Consider the following 15,709-nt stretch of genomic DNA (forward strand, 5'->3'; position numbering starts at 1 on the left):
GAGACACTCATGCTGAAAAATAGGGTCATCACGGCTTTGCTCCTGGGGCCGCTTGTCATCGCCGCAATTTGGTTTCTGCCAATTGGCGGTTTTGCAGTTTTTTGGGGCGCGATCATCCTGGCTGGTGCCTGGGAGTGGGCGAATCTCTCGGGGCTCTATCATCTACCGGCGCGTCTCGGTTTCGTTGGCCTCGTACTCGTTCTTCTGCTCGCCGCGCGATATTTTGCCATCTACTGGGCACCGGGCGAGTTACCGGGTTGGTTTTATTGGTCGGTGGTGGGCTGGTGGTTTCTGTGGGGAATCGCATTCCGCCGGATGCCCGAGCGTTTGGTTAAGATCAAATATCCGCTTTTCGCAAAGTTGGCAGCCGGTTTATTCGTGCTCGTCACCGGTTGGATCCTGATGGTCTGGTTGCGGTTGAATTTTCACCAAGAACAAGTTCTTTATTTGGTACTACTTATTTGGTCGGCTGACGCTGCGGCCTATTTCGTGGGCAAACGTTGGGGGCATACCAAGTTGCTGGAACCAATCAGCCCCGGCAAAACGGTGGAGGGCGTTTACGGGGCTTTGTTCGTTACCGCGATATTGGCGACAGCGGTGGGAATTTTCATGAAACTCGAAGCGATTTCGCTTGCAGACTTCGTTTTCCTGTCTTTGTTTACGGTGGCGGTGTCCGTTTGCGGAGATCTTTTCGAAAGTCTCGCGAAGCGTGTTCGCGGGGTAAAAGACAGTGGCGCTATCTTGCCCGGGCACGGCGGAGTCCTCGACCGCATCGACAGCTTGCTGGCAGCGGTTTCGGTTTTTTACGCCGGTTCGCTGGTGTTGGGCATATTTTTGGCGGCTGGGTTGGAAGCGAGTGTGGTAATTCCCCAGGATATGGTCGCGGAGAGTCCGGGCGCGACGGTGCTCCACGAATACGAAGAAATAACGGATGAGGAGGGGATGGCAAGCGAGGCGGATACGGAAGGAAATCAAGTAAACAAGGAGGGGGCGCCTTTGGATGAAGGGGCTCCTTAAGATGAAAGGCATCTGCATTCTTGGTTCGACGGGCTCTATCGGCGTCAACACACTCGACGTAGTGGCTAGGCACCCAGACCTCTACCGAGTCGTGGCGCTTACCGCCAACAACAATCTGGATCGTCTTTACGAACAGTGCCTGCGTTTTCATCCGCCGTATGTCGTCTTGCGCGGAGAGCCCCAGGCGGAGGAGTTGAGAGCGCGTTTGAGCGCGGCAGGTTTGCCGCGCATTCAAGTGTTAAGCGGCGCAAAGTCCCTGGAAGACGTGGCCGTGCTGCCCGAGGTGGATTGTGTCATGGCCGCCATCGTCGGAGCGGCCGGACTACTGCCCACGTTGGCAGCGGCGCGGGCAGGCAAGACAGTGTTCCTGGCGAACAAAGAGGCGTTGGTGATGTCCGGCCAGCTTTTCATGGCTGAAATCGCTAAATCGGGCGCCAAATTGCTGCCTATAGACAGCGAGCACAATGCCATATTCCAGTGTATGCCCGCTGACTATAAAGCCGGACAATCGGCTTCCGGAGTCCGGCGGATTTTGCTCACTGCCTCTGGCGGTCCTTTTTTGCGTACCGCTCTAGATGAATTGGATGATGTGACGCCGGATCAGGCCGTGGCCCATCCTAACTGGGTCATGGGGCGGAAAATTTCCGTTGATTCCGCTACTATGATGAACAAGGGATTGGAAGTGATCGAGGCATGTTTGTTGTTCAACATGCCGCCCGAGCGCGTGCAAGTCGTCGTTCACCGGCAAAGCGTCATTCATTCGCTAGTCGAGTACGTTGACGGAACGCTGCTGGCGCAAATGGGTAGTCCCGATATGCGCATCCCTATCGCTCATGCCTTGGCTTGGCCGAAGCGGTTTGAGTCGGGAGCGGAACCTCTCGATTTATTCGCTGTCAGACAGTTGGATTTCGAAGCACCGAACGAAGCACGGTTCCCGTGCTTGAGTTTGGCTTATGAAGCCGTGCGCGCGGCCGGAACGATGCCGGCCGTTCTAAATGCCGCGAATGAAGTCGCGGTCGCGTCGTTCCTGGATCTTAAGATACGGTTCACCCATATTCCGGAGATCATCAGACATTGTATGACCACTATTGCGCCGGAGCCGGCCGATACCATCGAGGCCGTTCTAGAAGCGGACCGCATCGCTCGCTTAGCGGCCGAGTCGTATGTTAATCGGTTAGCGGAACGTTAAGGCTCCCATGTTTTCGCTCCTGCATACGCTTTTCTACTTCATCGTCGCGTTAACGATCCTAATTGCTTTTCACGAGTTCGGCCATTATTGGGCGGCACGGAGATTGGGGGTCAAGGTCCTACGGTTTTCGTTGGGATTCGGGAAAATTCTCTGGCGTCGGCAGAGAACGCCCGAAAGCACCGAGTTTACCGTAGCGGCACTTCCCCTTGGCGGCTACGTGAAGATGGTGGATGAGCGGGAAGGCGCGGTCGCACCGGCCGATCTGCCCTACGCATTCAATCGCCAGCCGCTGATTCGTCGGGTGGCGATCGTATTCGCGGGGCCGTTTTTCAATTTCATTCTGGCGATCCTGATTTACTGGGCGGTTTTCATGATCGGTGAAACCGGAATACGCCCCATCTTGGGACCGGTGACCAGCAACTCCTTGGCGGCCCAGGCCGGGTTTGAGGAAGGCGACGAGATCGTGGCTATCGCTGGTAAAACCACGCCGACCTGGAATCATGCCATCGGCGAACTGCTGGAACGTGTCATGGAAACTGAGGCCATATCCGTAGTGGTGAAAACCAAGGATGGCGAGCAATTGGAGCGGACTCTGACCGTCCCGGAGGAACTCCTTCAGCATCCGAATCGCTTGTACCAGCAGCTGGGATTGCGCCCCTGGGAGCCTGATCTTCCGCCGGTCATCGATAGGGTTGAGCCGGGTGGTGCGGCAGATGAGGCCGGGTTGCAGTCCGGTGACCGGCTGGTCAGTGTGGATGGCAACGCGATCCGAACATGGCGGGAATGGGTCGACTACGTGCGTGCCCATCCCGGCTCTACGCTCGAAGTGGTTGTGGATCGTGGTGGCCAACGTCTATCGCGTTCGATAACCCCGGTACCTGTCGAATCGGAAGAAGGTCGTATCGGGCGGATTGGTGCCGCGGTCCAGATTCCGGAGCAGCTTGTTGATGACATGCAAATAGATTATCGCTTGGGGGTACTTCCGGCGTTCGTGGCTGCGGTTGAAAAAACCGTCGATTACTCCGTACTGACTTTGAAGATGGTGGGGCGGATGCTGGTCGGCAGGGCGGGCATCGAAAATCTTAGCGGCCCGATTAGCATTGCTCAATATGCCGGAAAATCGGCCAGCATCGGCTTCAATCAGTTTCTTAAGTTTCTCGCCATTGTCAGTGTCAGCTTGGCCGTGTTGAATTTGCTGCCGATTCCGGTGCTCGATGGTGGTCATCTCCTGTTTTACTTGATCGAAGCGGTCAAGGGCAGTCCGGTATCGGAGCAGACTCAAGCCTTCTTTCAACAAATCGGCTTGTTTATTCTGTTGTCTTTGATGAGTCTCGCATTCATACTCGACATCGAGCGTTTGCTTACCTGATTCGAAACCGAAGTTACCCACGGATACACCTATGAAGAAATATTGGGGCATCGCAATATTGGGCATGACGGCCTTATTTTTTGAGCCGGTCCAGGCCGATAGCAAAGCCATCGAGCAGGCATTAAAGGAAGTGCTTCCGGGAGTCAAGCCGGATTCAATTACGCCGTCGCCGATGTCGGGCCTCTACGAGGTTGTCGTCGGACCGAAGCTGTTTTATGTTTCTGAGGATGGCCGGTATTTGTTTCAGGGAGCGATGATCGATATTAAAGCGCGTGAGGATTTGACGGAGAGCAAACTAGCCGGCGCTCGCGTCAGTTCCTTGAAGAAAGTCGGTTTGGACAACATGATCGTGTTCAAGCCCAAGACTTCGAAACACTCGCTGTATGTATTTACGGACATCGATTGCGGGTACTGCCGCAAGCTGCATTCCGAGATCGACCAATACCTGTCGGAAGGCATTGAGATCCGTTATCTCTTCTTTCCGCGCGCCGGCGAAGGATCGGAGTCGTATAAAAAAGCGGTATCGGTATGGTGTGCGGACGATCGCAATACAGCTTTGACGAAGGCCAAGCGAGGTGAGGCGGTCGAAAACCGGCAGTGCGATAATCCCGTAGACCAGCACCTCACGTTGGGAACCCAAATGGGCGCGACGGGAACGCCCATGCTCGTCACCGAAAAGGGCAACATACTGCCGGGATATGTACCTGCCGGCCAATTGGCCAAGATTCTCGCTCAAGAGAGCGAGTAATAAGGCAGACGGACTTTGCCCCGCGGTTTTGCCTCAGCGGGTCAATGCCTTTAGGGCGAACAGTAAATCTAAGGCCTGTTTGGGCGTTGTTTCCTCGGGTTTAATCGTTCTTAGCAGATCCAAGGCGGGGTGAGGCTCGGCATTCATAAAGAGGTCGAATTGCTGAGCTTCGCTTCGGTGTTCCGCATACGTCTGCTTTTCGAGAGCCATCAACTTCTTGCGAGCACTGTCGATCACCGCTTTCGGCACGCCGGCCAGAGCGGCTACTTGTAATCCATAGCTTTGATTGGCAGGTCCTTCCTTCACGGCGTGAAGGAACACAACTCCATCGCCATGTTCAATCGCATCCAAGTGAACGTTGTGTACTCCGGAGCACTCGTCGGCCAAGGTAATCAATTCGAAATAATGAGTGGCGAAAAGGGTGAATGCTCGGACATTTCTTGCGAGGTAATCGGCTGTCGCCCAGGCGAGGGACAGGCCGTCAAAGGTGCTGGTCCCGCGGCCGATCTCGTCCACCAGAACCAGACTTGAGGATGTCGCATTGTGGAGGATGTTTGCGGTTTCGGTCATCTCGACCATAAAGGTCGATCGGCCGCTGGCCAAATCGTCGGAAGCCCCAATACGGGTAAAGATCCGATCGATAGGGCCTATCACCGCCGCATCCGCAGGGACGTAGCTCCCAATGTGTGCCATTAACACGATGAGCGCCGTTTGCCGCATATAAGTGGATTTTCCGCCCATGTTAGGGCCCGTGATAATGAGCATGCGGCGATCGGCATGAAGCTCCAAATCGTTGGGAACGAACGGTGTGTCGGAAACAGTTTCGACGACGGGATGTCGCCCGCCCGTGATCCGAATGCCGGGCTCCTGAACTAAAACGGGCATGGTGAGATTCAGGCTTTCTGCGCGCTCCGCTAGATTCGCTAAGACGTCTAGCTCTGAAAGGCCTGATGCGCAGGCCTGCAGGGTTGCCAGATGACCGGTGAGAAGATCCAGAAGTTCATCGTAAAGGGCCTTCTCAAAAGCTAGAGAACGTTCCCGTGCGCTCAGTACTCTGTCCTCAAAGGCTTTTAGTTCTGGCGTGATATAGCGTTCGACTCCTTTTAAGGTTTGGCGCCGGATATAGTCGGCCGGAACCTTGTCGGCTTGCGTGCGCGAGAGTTCGAGATAGAAGCCCTGCACGCGATTGTAGCCGACCTTCAAGTTGGGTAGTCCGGTTCGTAGGCGTTCCCGTTGCTCCAGTTCGAGCAGGAAACGTTCCGTGTTTTGGCTAAGGCTGCGTAGTTCATCCAACTCCGGATGGTAACCTTCGGCGATAACGCCCCCATCGCGGACCAGCATGGGCGGGTTCTCTACGATCGCGCGTCGCAAAAGTTCGCAAAGTTCAGGTTGCTCTCGAATCCGCTGTCGTATATCTGAAAGGAGATCGCTCTCCAGGTTCTCGATCAGCGCTAGAATTTCGGGCAGTGTTTCCAAAGAAGCTCGCAGAACCACGAGATCCCGAGGTCTCGCGGACTTGAGGGCAATTCGGGCAGCGATACGTTCGATGTCACCGACCGATGCTAGTACATTGCGAATGGATACATATCCGCCATCTCTGAGAAGCGCTGCTATGGCTTCGTAACGCCGGTTAAGGGTACGGTGGTCGCGCAAGGGGTTATGCAGCCAACGCCGCAGCAGACGTCCGCCCATTGCTGTTGTAGTTCGGTCCATGACGCCGAAGAGGGTAAGACTGACCTGACCTGACGGGTGGTAATCCAGTTCCAAATTGCGGCGGGTCGCGGCGTCCAGGACGATGCTCTCCTCGCCGGTTTCCGTGCGTAAACCCTGAATGTGGGGCAGAGCGATTTTTTGGGTCTCCTGAACATATTGAAGCAAGCACCCAGCGGCAGCGATGGCAGCGGGCAAATCTTCGCAGCCAAAACCGGTTAAATCCTGAGTCTTGAACTGATGCAGTAATCTGTGGCGCGCGCTCTCAGGGTCAAAATGCCAGGGCGGTCGCCGGGTAATTCCGCGCCGGGCAGCTACGATCGATGGTGGTGACCAGCTTTCGCTAATGAGCAATTCTGACGGGTTCAGGCGTTCCAATTCGCCCGTCAAACGCTCCAATCCCTTGACCTGCTGCACAGTGAATCGTCCACCCGCCAGGTCTAAGGCGGCGATGCCGAAAAACTCGTCGACCTGGGTGATGGCGACCAATAGATTCTCTTTGCGATCTTCTAACAAAGCCTCTTCAGTCACCGTGCCGGGACTGACGATACGAACGACCTTGCGTTCGACGGGACCCTTGGATGTAGCCGGATCGCCGATCTGTTCGCAGATAGCGACAGACTCGCCGAGTTTGATCAATCGTGCCAGATACCCATCAACGGCGTGGTAAGGAACACCTGCCATCGGTATGCGTTCCCCGGCAGATTCGCCGCGGGAGGTCAGGGTAATGTCTAGGAGTTGAGCGGCTTTACGGGCATCCTCGTAGAACAGTTCGTAAAAATCCCCCATGCGGAAGAAGAGAAGCTGTTCGGGGTGTTCGGCCTTGATGCGCAAGTACTGCTGCATCAAGGGGGTGTGTTTGGAGAGAGTGGTCGTTTGATCGGTCATCGGAGTAGTTTATCGGATAGAATAGCGGTCCGCGATTGAACAAATGGCGAGCGCATGGCGGAAGACGACGCTTTATACGCGTTAGCGGGCGAGGTCGGGAGAGTCTTGAAGCTTCAGGGAAGAGTGTTGGCCGTGGCCGAATCTTGTACCGGCGGGTGGGTCGCCCAGTGTATCACCGACGTGCCCGGAAGTTCCGCCTGGTTTGATCGAGGATTCGTTACTTACAGCAATCAGGCGAAGTGTGAATTGTTGGGTGTACCGGGCGAGACTATCCAGATTCACGGTGCGGTCAGCGGCGAAACGGTTCTTGCCATGGCAGCGGGCGTCTTGGATTACAGTGCAGCGGATATCTCGGTGGCCGTCAGTGGAATCGCCGGACCGACCGGTGGCACGCCCGACAAGCCGGTAGGTACCGTCTGGTTTGCCTGGCGGCGGCGCGATGGCGTATGTCGCGTGCAACGCAGGCAGTTCGGAGGTGATCGGCGTCAGGTCAGGCGGCAAGCTGTGGAAGTCGCGCTTCAAGGTATTCTTGATGTCTGTCGGGATTAAAACGCTTCGTTTGTTTTTTGCGCTTTGGCCGGATGAGGCGGTCCGCGCTTCGTTAGCGCAATTTGTCGAGACGCTGAAGCAAACGACTACAGCCCGATGGGTGGAGCCCGAAAATTTTCATATTACGTTGGCTTTTCTAGGGGCAGTAAACGAAGATCAGTTGCCACTGGTTTGTCGGATTGGTGACGGTATCGATGGCCAATCGTTTGAGCTTACACTGGACCGAATCGATTTCTGGCCAAAAAGGGAAATTGTTTGGCTGTCGCCGTCAAGTACGCCGGCGGCGCTTGCGAATCTCGCGAGCGGTTTAACGGCCGAGCTCAAGCAAGCCGGGTTTGTCGTGGAGAATAGGCCGTATCGAGCGCATCTGACTCTTGCCAGGAGAGCGCGTCCTGGCCGTATCTCATCAGGCGTTCTCGACGATCCTATTCGTTGGAGCGAGGGTTCATTTTGTCTGATCGAGTCCCATCTCAGTCGTATGGGCTCTCAGTATCGGGTACGCAATAACTGGAATCTATCGGGTTTTCAGGCTATTCCCGATGACTTGTCTGTGAGATAATTAAACAATTATTTACAAGAGTTTAGTCAGTATCAAGCTAATGGACGAAAACAAAAGGAAAGCGCTGAGCGCGGCGCTTTCTCAAATCGAAAAGCAGTTTGGTAAAGGGGCTGTGATGCGGATGGGCGATGTCCCCGCAATGCGCGACCTCGACGTCATTCCCACAGGTTCCCTATCGCTCGATATTGCATTGGGCTGCGGGGGCTTGCCGCGAGGGCGTATCGTTGAAATCTACGGTCCCGAATCGTCCGGCAAAACGACTCTGACACTCGAAGTCATCGCCCAGGCTCAAAAGAAGGGCGGGGTAGCGGCGTTCGTCGACGCCGAGCATGCGTTGGATCCTGTTTACGCGGAAAAGATCGGCGTCAATCTGGATGATTTGCTGGTTTCGCAGCCGGATACCGGCGAGCAGGCGTTGGAAATCGCCGATATGTTGGTTCGGTCGGGTAGCGTCGACGTGGTCGTGATCGACTCAGTGGCGGCCTTGACGCCAAAAGCGGAAATCGAAGGCGAAATGGGTGATTCCCATGTCGGGCTTCAGGCGCGATTGATGTCGCAAGCCCTGCGGAAATTGACGGCCAATATCAAGCGCTCAAACACCTTGGTGATCTTCATCAACCAGATTCGTATGAAGATCGGAGTCATGTTTGGCAATCCGGAAACTACGACAGGTGGCAACGCGCTTAAGTTTTACGCTTCGGTTCGTCTTGATATTCGCCGCTTGGGGGCGATCAAGAACGGCGACGAGGTCGTCGGCAATGAGACCCGTGTCAAAGTTGTGAAGAACAAAGTAGCACCTCCCTTCAAGAATGCCGATTTCGAGATTCTTTACGGCGAGGGCGTTTCCCATGAGGGCGAATTGGTCGATTTGGGCGTTGCCTACGGAATTCTGCAGAAATCAGGTTCCTGGTACAGCCTCGGATCTGAACGTATTGGTCAAGGGAAGGATAACGCTCGCAATTTCCTGAAAGAGCATCCCGAACTAGCGGAAAGCATCGAGTCCAAGATCCGTGAAAAGGCTTTCGCTAATATCGCTGTGGCGGGGGCTGTCACTGCATCCGATCCATTCGAGGGGGTTGAAGCCTGAGCGATAATTCGGATTCCCTGCGGGCAGTAAAATCCGCGGCCCTGCGTTATCTGTCGCGCCGTGAGCACAGTAGCATGGAGCTCAGGCAGAAGCTTTGTCGCAAAGGATATTCGGAGACCGTAGTGGAGCAAGTCATTGCCGAACTGGCTTCTCAGGGCTTGCAGAGCGACGGGCGTTTCGCCGAGGTGTTCACTCACAGTCGCGTTGAAAAAGGGTACGGCGCATACCGTATCAGACAGGAGTTGCGACAACACGGCATCGACGTGAATCAAGCGTTGGAAAACGACCGAGATTGGGATGAGCTGATTCGAAAGACTTATGTCAAAAAATATGGCGAAACCGTTCCGGGTTCGATAGAGGAACGTGCCGCCAGGGAGCGTTTCCTTCGGAGGCGCGGTTTCGACGCAGAGCAAATCCGACGTTTGTTCAAGTGCTTAAGACAGCCTGAAAGCAAATAAGCCCCAAAAAGAAGAACGAAACCATCGGTAGTAGCGAAATGACCAGCGCAGAACTGCGTTCACTTTTTCTGAAGTTTTTTGAGGAACGGCAGCACACGATCGTTCCCTCCAGTTCGTTGATTCCGGCCGATGATCCTACTCTGCTGTTCACGAACGCGGGTATGGTTCAATTCAAAGATGTGTTTTTGGGGCGGGAAAAACGTCCATATGTACGTGCTGCTTCGGCGCAGCGTTGCGTTCGGGCTGGCGGCAAGCACAATGACTTGGAAAACGTAGGGTACACCGCGCGCCACCATACGTTTTTTGAGATGCTGGGGAATTTTAGCTTTGGCGACTATTTCAAACGCGAAGCAATCCATTACGCCTGGGAATTTTTGACGGGGGTTTTGAAACTGCCGACGGAACGGCTCTGGGTTACCGTTTTCGACCAGGACAAAGAAGCCGAGTCGATCTGGCTGAAAGAGATAGGGGTCGATCCGGCACGCTTTGCGCGTATCGGTTCGAAAGATAATTTCTGGAGCATGGGAGACACCGGGCCTTGTGGACCATGTACAGAGATTTTCTACGATCACGGCGAAGGGATTCCTGGGGGTCCTCCGGGGTCGCCTGACGCGGATGGCGATCGATATATCGAGATCTGGAATCTCGTCTTCATGCAGTACGATCGTGCTTCAGACGGAACATTAAGCCCCTTGCCCAAACCATCGGTCGATACGGGTATGGGATTGGAGCGCATCGCTGCCGTCGTTCAAGGTGTACACAGCAATTATGATATCGACCTCTTTAGGGCGCTGCTCAAGGCTGCAGCGGATATCGCGCAAGTCGAGAACACCGACAACAGCTCGTTGAGAGTGTTGGCCGATCATATTCGCTCGTGCGCTTTCCTGATTACAGATGGCGTACTGCCGTCCAACGAAGGGCGCGGATACGTACTGCGCCGCATTATCCGAAGAGCGATTCGGCACGGCTACAAACTCGGGGTGCGAGATACCTTTTTTTACCGTTTGGTCGCACCGCTGTGTGCTCAGATGGGCGATGCCTACCCGGAGTTGGTTGCGGCTCGGCCGATGGTGGAGCAGGTTTTAAAGAAGGAAGAAGAGCGTTTTGCCGAAACCTTGGAGCAAGGAATGAAAGTTCTTGAGACTCATCTCAAGGGAATGAGCGGCAAGACGATTCCTGGCGACACGGTGTTTCTGCTTTATGACACCTATGGTTTTCCGGTCGACCTGACGGCTGATTTCGCCCGTGAACATGGCTTGGTACTGGACATGGAAGGTTTCGAGAGAGCGATGGAGGAGCAAAGGGAGCGCGCACGCGCGGCCAGCCATTTCGGAGTTGATTACTCCCACGACGTACATCTCGACATACGCTGCGATTTTACGGGTTACACGAATTCGCGTGAGGAGACGCGCGTTGCAGCGGTGTTGCAGGACGGCAAACCTGTAGAGCTGCTAACAGCTGGCGAAGAAGGTATTTTGATCTTAGAAAGAACGCCGTTCTACGCCGAGTCGGGCGGACAAGTCGGTGATCGAGGCACTATCCGTGCCGGGGAAAATCTGTTCGAAGTGTTGGACACACAGAAGAAAGTCGGCGATTTGATTCTCCATATCGGGCGGGTATCGAAAGGAACGTTCAAGCGCGGTCTGGATTGTGAAGCGACGGTTGATGTCGCGGCACGGAACGCAATAGCACGTAATCACTCCGCGACCCACTTGCTCCACTCTGCATTGAGGAAAGTTCTTGGGGAGCACGTGATACAGAAGGGATCACTGGTCGCTCCTGACCGCCTCCGCTTCGATTTTTCTCATTTTGCGCCAGTGACCGCAGATCAGCTTGAGGCTATCGAACGCCTGGTGAACGAGCAGATTCGGGCAAACAATGCCGTTTCGGCCGAAATGATGCCGAAGGACGAGGCTATCAAAGCAGGTGCGATGGCTTTGTTCGGCGAGAAGTACGGCGATTTCGTGCGTGTCCTTCGAATCGGCGATTTTTCGACCGAATTGTGTGGTGGAATTCATGTCCAGCGCGCTGGTGATATCGGGTTGTTCAAAATCGTAAGCGAAACGGGGGTTGCGGCTGGGGTTCGGAGAATTGAAGCCTTGACTGGGGAAGCCGCTGTCCAATGGGTAGAGAAGAACGATAGGATCCTGCAATCCCTCAGCGAGAGAATGAAGGTTGGGCGGGATGCTTTGGATGAGAAAGTGAACCAGCTTCTTGAAAGAAACCGTTCGTTAGAGAAGGAATTGGAGCGACTGAAAGGTAAGCTGGCGAGTGTCACTGGAGACGATCTGGCTTCTCGTGCGATATCGATCGATGGGGTGAAAGTTCTCGCGGCAAAGGTGGATGAAAGCGATCCCAAAGAACTCAGGGATATGGTCGATCAGCTCAGGAATAAGCTGGGTAGTGCGGCGATCGTGCTGGGATCGGTTAAAGAGAATAAAGTAACCTTAATTGCCGGCGTGACCAAAGATCAGACCGCTCGAATCAAAGCGGGCGATTTGGTTAATGCTGTGGCCGTTCAGGTGGGTGGAAAAGGCGGCGGCCGGGCCGACATGGCCCAAGCAGGAGGGACTAATCCGGCGATGCTGGATGCGGCGCTGAAAAGTGTGCCGGATTGGGTGCGGCGCCATACCGCGTGAACACGAGAAGTTATAAGAACTAAATAGAAATGGCCTTATACGTACATAAATATGGCGGCACGTCGGTAGGCAGTACAGAACGAATCCGACATGTCGCCGATAACATTGTGAAAGCTCGAGAACGAGGCGACAGTATTGTCGTTGTTGTATCCGCTATGAGCGGAGAAACCAATCGTCTAATAGCGTTGGCTCAGGAAATTCAGGCGAACCCGGACCCGCGAGAATTGGATGTTTTGCTGGCTACAGGTGAGCAGATTACGATAGCGCTTTTGTGTATGGCGCTGCATGAGAAGGGCGTGCCTGCGTGTTCGTATACAGGCGGACAAGTTAAAATCCTGACCGACCGATCATATAACAAAGCGCGTATCTTGAATATCGATACCAACCGTATCGCAAATGATCTCGCGCGGGACAAGGTAGTAGTTGTGGCCGGTTTTCAGGGGATCACCGAGGATGGTGACATCACCACTCTTGGCCGGGGCGGATCGGATACTACGGCTGTGGCTTTGGCTGCCGCGCTCAAAGCTGATGAGTGTTTGATCTATACCGATGTAGATGGTGTTTATACTACGGACCCGCGCGTCGAACCGAACGCTCGTCGGCTGGACCGGATTACGTTCGAAGAAATGTTGGAAATGGCGAGTTTGGGATCGAAAGTGTTGCAAATTCGGTCTGTGGAGTTCGCCGGTAAGTACAATGTTCCGCTGCGGGTGCTTTCAAGTTTTACTGAAGGCCCCGGCACGTTGATCAGCTATGAGGAAGAAAACGTGGAAAAGCCGCTGATTTCCGGCATCGCGTTCAATCGAGACGAAGCAAAGCTGACGATTTTGGGCGTCCCCGATCGTCCGGGCATTGCCTACAAGATTCTCGGTCCGATTGCCGATGCGAATATCGAGGTCGATATGATAGTCCAAAATATTGCTCAGGACGGCACGACCGATTTCACGTTTACTGTGCACCGCAACGACTATAGAAAAGCCTTGGAAATTCTGCGTAGCACATGTGCGGAGCTCGGAGCGCGCGAAGTTGCGGGTGACGACAAGATCGTAAAGGTGTCTTTGGTTGGCGTCGGCATGCGTTCACACGCCGGTATCGCGAGCAAGATGTTCGAAGCTCTCGCAAGAGAGGGCATCAACATCCAAATGATTTCGACGTCTGAAATCAAAATTTCCGTGGTTTTAAATGAAAAATATTTGGAACTTGCGGTTCGCAGCTTGCACGAAGCGTTTAATCTTGACCAGTCGTCGGAAGCGGCTTGAGATTAAATTTTCATTATAAACATAAAAAAACCTGATATAATATATCGCTTAACCGTTTGTGTTGGTTGGCTTGGTGTTGCGTGAGCAGCACCATCTTAGGTAGGTCACAAGCGACCGGAAAGGAAGGATTTATGCTGATATTGACTCGTAGAGTCGGTGAGACTCTGATGATCGGGGATGATGTAACGGTTACCGTGTTAGGGGTGAAGGGTAATCAGGTTCGCATCGGTGTAAACGCGCCCAAGGAAGTTTCTGTGCATCGGGAAGAGATCTATGAGCGTATAAAGCGGGAGCAGCAGGCTCAATCGTCAGAAAAAACAGCTGAGCACACGGAATAGGTCGGTTATAATCTCGTTAGCTTCGGAGAGATGGCCGAGAGGCTGAAGGCGCTCCCCTGCTAAGGGAGTATAGGGCCAAAAGCTCTATCGAGGGTTCGAATCCCTCTCTCTCCGCCATTCCACTAAGGTTTAGAAGACTTTGGGTGGCGAACGCGCGAAAGACGTTCGGGTCTGCATTCCGTCTCCAAATTAACCCTTAACGACGCTGATCTGCTGCACTGGCTTACATTGCGGCATGTCTATCTGTCGGTTAGAGGGTCTTAACAGGTGCGGGTTTTTCGGTATAATAGCCTGTTTTTTCTGGTTGTTCTTGCATCCTAAGAGGAATTTTAATGGTCACGATTCGTCTTGCCCGTGCTGGCGCAAAAAAGCGTCCGTTTTACCACGTTGTCGTCGCTGACAGCAGATGTAAACGAGATGGCCGCCACATTGAGCGGGTCGGGTTCTTTAATCCCATTGCTTCCGGGAAAGAAGAAAGACTGCGTTTGGATGATGCTCGGATTCAGTATTGGTTGAGTCAGGGCGCCAAGACAAGCGAGCGGGTTCATTCGTTGATCAAAGAATTCCGCAGGAAAGCAGGCACGACTACCGAATAGAGGCGTCGCGGCGATATACGTTCGCCACAGTGGGCCGGCAGATTATCGCGGGCGAAGTGGCGGGCGCGTTTGGCGTCCGGGGATGGGTAAAGGTCCGCTCCTATACGGAACCGCCTGACAATATAGTGGGTTATTCGCCTTGGTTAATCGGGAACGAGGCGGCTCGAAAGGAATTCAAAGTCGTTTCCGGTCGTCGTCACGGTAATTGGATGGTAGTCTGCTTGGAGGGTGTGGATACCCGAGACCAGGCTCTGCAGCTGTCTGGTCTGAAGATCTTCGTCGATAGAAGTCAATTCGAACCTACGAAGCCGGGTGAATATTACTGGGCTGATTTGATTGGGCTCGAGGTTCGGGAAACATCTGGTCGCAGCTTGGGTACTGTGGTCAGCATGATGGAAACCGGTGCAAATGACGTTATGGTGGTGCAAGGCGAACGGGAGCGCTTGATACCGTTCGTGGTTGGAGAGTTCGTCAAGAGTGTCGACTTGAATCAGGGGGTCCTGATCGTGGATTGGGATCCTGATTTCTAAAGCCGTCGATCAATGCGTTTCGATGTCGTCACCCTGTTCCCTGAAATGGTTGATAGCGCTGCCAGATATGGTGTGACGGGGAGGGCGATTGAGCAAGGGATAGTTGACCTCAAGCTCTGGAATCCACGCGATTGGGCACCGGACCGACATCGGACGGTCGATGATCGCCCCTATGGCGGTGGACCGGGGATGGTCATGAAAGTGGAGCCGCTGCGCAGCGCCATTCGCGCGGCAAGAGCCGATTCGGACCTGCCTGCGAAGACGATTTATTTAAGCCCGCAGGGTGGTTTGTTGACGCAAGATGTCGTCGTGCGCCTTGCTCGATGTCCGAGACTGATTCTCGTTGCCGGACGCTACGAGGGAGTCGATGAGCGGCTAATCGAGTTGGAAATCGATGAAGAATGGTCGATAGGCGATTACGTGTTGAGTGGCGGCGAGCTTGCGGTGCTGGTGATGTTCGATGCGGTGGTCAGGCTGTTGCCCGGCGTTTTAGGGCATGCGGATTCGGCCGTTCAGGATTCCCATATGGCGGGGTTGTTGGACTGCCCCCATTACACACGGCCGGAAGTGGTTGATGGTCGACGAGTACCGCAGGTTTTGCAAAGCGGGGATCACGGCGCGATCAGACGTTGGCGCCTGAAACAGTCCCTTGGTCGAACATGGTTAAGAAGGCCGGATTTATTGGCTAAGCTGGAGCTCGATGCGGAGCAGCGGAGCCTGCTGGAAGAGTTTAAACACGAATTTTACGCCGGAACGAATTAAGGGGAATCGCA

15 protein-coding genes and 1 tRNA gene are annotated in these 15,709 nt (G+C 54.2%); 15 read left to right on the top strand and 1 reads right to left on the bottom strand.

All coding sequences use genetic code 11. From position 1 onward, the window contains the following. Positions 1–9: 9 nt before the first annotated feature. From QEN43_RS15185 to QEN43_RS15200, 4 genes are read left to right on the top strand one after another with little or no spacing between them, the layout of a single operon-like run. Complete coding sequence (locus tag QEN43_RS15185; RefSeq protein WP_051331429.1) at positions 10–1,017, top strand: phosphatidate cytidylyltransferase; 1,008 nt, start codon at positions 10–12, stop codon at positions 1,015–1,017. A 1-nt stretch (position 1,018) separates the two neighbouring features. Then, complete coding sequence (gene ispC / locus QEN43_RS15190) at positions 1,019–2,206, top strand: 1-deoxy-D-xylulose-5-phosphate reductoisomerase (protein WP_317964080.1); 1,188 nt, start codon at positions 1,019–1,021, stop codon at positions 2,204–2,206. A 7-nt stretch (positions 2,207–2,213) separates the two neighbouring features. Beyond that, positions 2,214–3,575 carry an RIP metalloprotease RseP gene (rseP, locus tag QEN43_RS15195; protein WP_026609215.1) on the top strand — a complete coding sequence of 454 codons (1,362 nt, stop codon included), beginning with the start codon at positions 2,214–2,216 and terminating at the stop codon, positions 3,573–3,575. A gap of 31 nt (positions 3,576–3,606) precedes the next feature. Next, on the top strand, positions 3,607–4,323 hold the full coding sequence (locus QEN43_RS15200; RefSeq protein WP_026609216.1) for a DsbC family protein: 717 nt from the start codon (positions 3,607–3,609) through the stop codon (positions 4,321–4,323). 33 nt (positions 4,324–4,356) lie between these two features. On the opposite strand, the gene mutS is transcribed toward QEN43_RS15200, so the two are convergent. Continuing rightward, on the bottom strand, positions 4,357–6,921 hold the full coding sequence (gene mutS / locus QEN43_RS15205; RefSeq protein WP_026609217.1) for a DNA mismatch repair protein MutS: 2,565 nt from the start codon (positions 6,919–6,921) through the stop codon (positions 4,357–4,359). A 54-nt stretch (positions 6,922–6,975) separates the two neighbouring features. Between mutS and QEN43_RS15210 the strand changes: the two genes are divergently transcribed. The 11 genes from QEN43_RS15210 to trmD all read left to right on the top strand — a co-directional run bounded on the left by QEN43_RS15210 (position 6,976) and on the right by trmD (position 15,698). Next, positions 6,976–7,470 (top strand): CinA family protein, encoded by a 495-nt coding sequence (locus tag QEN43_RS15210; protein WP_026609218.1) that lies wholly within the window; start codon positions 6,976–6,978, stop codon positions 7,468–7,470. After that, positions 7,397–8,029 (top strand): RNA 2',3'-cyclic phosphodiesterase, encoded by a 633-nt coding sequence (thpR, locus tag QEN43_RS15215; protein ID WP_317963380.1) that lies wholly within the window; start codon positions 7,397–7,399, stop codon positions 8,027–8,029. The genes QEN43_RS15210 and thpR overlap by 74 nt, the downstream gene beginning before the upstream one ends. A 40-nt stretch (positions 8,030–8,069) precedes the next feature. After that, positions 8,070–9,116: a recombinase RecA gene (gene recA / locus QEN43_RS15220; RefSeq protein ID WP_036267822.1), complete on the top strand. Its 1,047-nt coding sequence runs from the start codon at positions 8,070–8,072 to the stop codon at positions 9,114–9,116. Between the two features lie 41 nt (positions 9,117–9,157). Then, positions 9,158–9,574 carry a regulatory protein RecX gene (locus tag QEN43_RS15225; protein WP_396662805.1) on the top strand — a complete coding sequence of 139 codons (417 nt, stop codon included), beginning with the start codon at positions 9,158–9,160 and terminating at the stop codon, positions 9,572–9,574. 38 nt (positions 9,575–9,612) lie between these two features. Then, positions 9,613–12,213, top strand: a complete 2,601-nt coding sequence (alaS, locus tag QEN43_RS15230) for an alanine--tRNA ligase (RefSeq protein ID WP_026609221.1) — start codon at positions 9,613–9,615, stop codon at positions 12,211–12,213. A gap of 29 nt (positions 12,214–12,242) precedes the next feature. Continuing rightward, on the top strand, positions 12,243–13,472 hold the full coding sequence (locus QEN43_RS15235; RefSeq protein WP_026609222.1) for an aspartate kinase: 1,230 nt from the start codon (positions 12,243–12,245) through the stop codon (positions 13,470–13,472). 131 nt (positions 13,473–13,603) lie between these two features. Continuing rightward, entirely contained in the window at positions 13,604–13,810 is a 207-nt protein-coding gene (gene csrA / locus QEN43_RS15240; protein WP_026609223.1) for a carbon storage regulator CsrA, read from the top strand. A gap of 24 nt (positions 13,811–13,834) precedes the next feature. Then, positions 13,835–13,927: transfer RNA gene (locus tag QEN43_RS15245), tRNA-Ser, on the top strand. 215 nt (positions 13,928–14,142) lie between these two features. Further along, entirely contained in the window at positions 14,143–14,406 is a 264-nt protein-coding gene (rpsP, locus tag QEN43_RS15250; RefSeq protein WP_026609224.1) for a 30S ribosomal protein S16, read from the top strand. A gap of 29 nt (positions 14,407–14,435) precedes the next feature. Beyond that, positions 14,436–14,936, top strand: a complete 501-nt coding sequence (gene rimM, locus QEN43_RS15255; protein ID WP_026609225.1) for a ribosome maturation factor RimM — start codon at positions 14,436–14,438, stop codon at positions 14,934–14,936. A gap of 12 nt (positions 14,937–14,948) precedes the next feature. Next, positions 14,949–15,698 carry a tRNA (guanosine(37)-N1)-methyltransferase TrmD gene (trmD, locus tag QEN43_RS15260; protein ID WP_026609226.1) on the top strand — a complete coding sequence of 250 codons (750 nt, stop codon included), beginning with the start codon at positions 14,949–14,951 and terminating at the stop codon, positions 15,696–15,698. Positions 15,699–15,709 lie beyond the last annotated feature (11 nt).

The sequence above is a fragment of the Methylocaldum szegediense genome (genome assembly GCF_949769195.1).
In the GTDB taxonomy this organism is placed as follows: domain Bacteria; phylum Pseudomonadota; class Gammaproteobacteria; order Methylococcales; family Methylococcaceae; genus Methylocaldum; species Methylocaldum szegediense.

What these genes read in the sequence shown, in the direction of transcription:
- QEN43_RS15185 (WP_051331429.1), top strand. Translation starts at nt 10, where the DNA reads ATGCTGAAAAATAGGGTCATCACGGCTTTGCTCCTGGGGCCGCTTGTC.
- ispC (WP_317964080.1), top strand. Translation starts at nt 1,019, where the DNA reads ATGAAAGGCATCTGCATTCTTGGTTCGACGGGCTCTATCGGCGTCAAC.
- rseP (WP_026609215.1), top strand. Translation starts at nt 2,214, where the DNA reads ATGTTTTCGCTCCTGCATACGCTTTTCTACTTCATCGTCGCGTTAACG.
- QEN43_RS15200 (WP_026609216.1), top strand. Translation starts at nt 3,607, where the DNA reads ATGAAGAAATATTGGGGCATCGCAATATTGGGCATGACGGCCTTATTT.
- mutS (WP_026609217.1), bottom strand. Translation starts at nt 6,921, where the DNA reads ATGACCGATCAAACGACCACTCTCTCCAAACACACCCCCTTGATGCAG.
- QEN43_RS15210 (WP_026609218.1), top strand. Translation starts at nt 6,976, where the DNA reads ATGGCGGAAGACGACGCTTTATACGCGTTAGCGGGCGAGGTCGGGAGA.
- recA (WP_036267822.1), top strand. Translation starts at nt 8,070, where the DNA reads ATGGACGAAAACAAAAGGAAAGCGCTGAGCGCGGCGCTTTCTCAAATC.
- alaS (WP_026609221.1), top strand. Translation starts at nt 9,613, where the DNA reads ATGACCAGCGCAGAACTGCGTTCACTTTTTCTGAAGTTTTTTGAGGAA.
- QEN43_RS15235 (WP_026609222.1), top strand. Translation starts at nt 12,243, where the DNA reads ATGGCCTTATACGTACATAAATATGGCGGCACGTCGGTAGGCAGTACA.
- csrA (WP_026609223.1), top strand. Translation starts at nt 13,604, where the DNA reads ATGCTGATATTGACTCGTAGAGTCGGTGAGACTCTGATGATCGGGGAT.
- rpsP (WP_026609224.1), top strand. Translation starts at nt 14,143, where the DNA reads ATGGTCACGATTCGTCTTGCCCGTGCTGGCGCAAAAAAGCGTCCGTTT.
- trmD (WP_026609226.1), top strand. Translation starts at nt 14,949, where the DNA reads ATGCGTTTCGATGTCGTCACCCTGTTCCCTGAAATGGTTGATAGCGCT.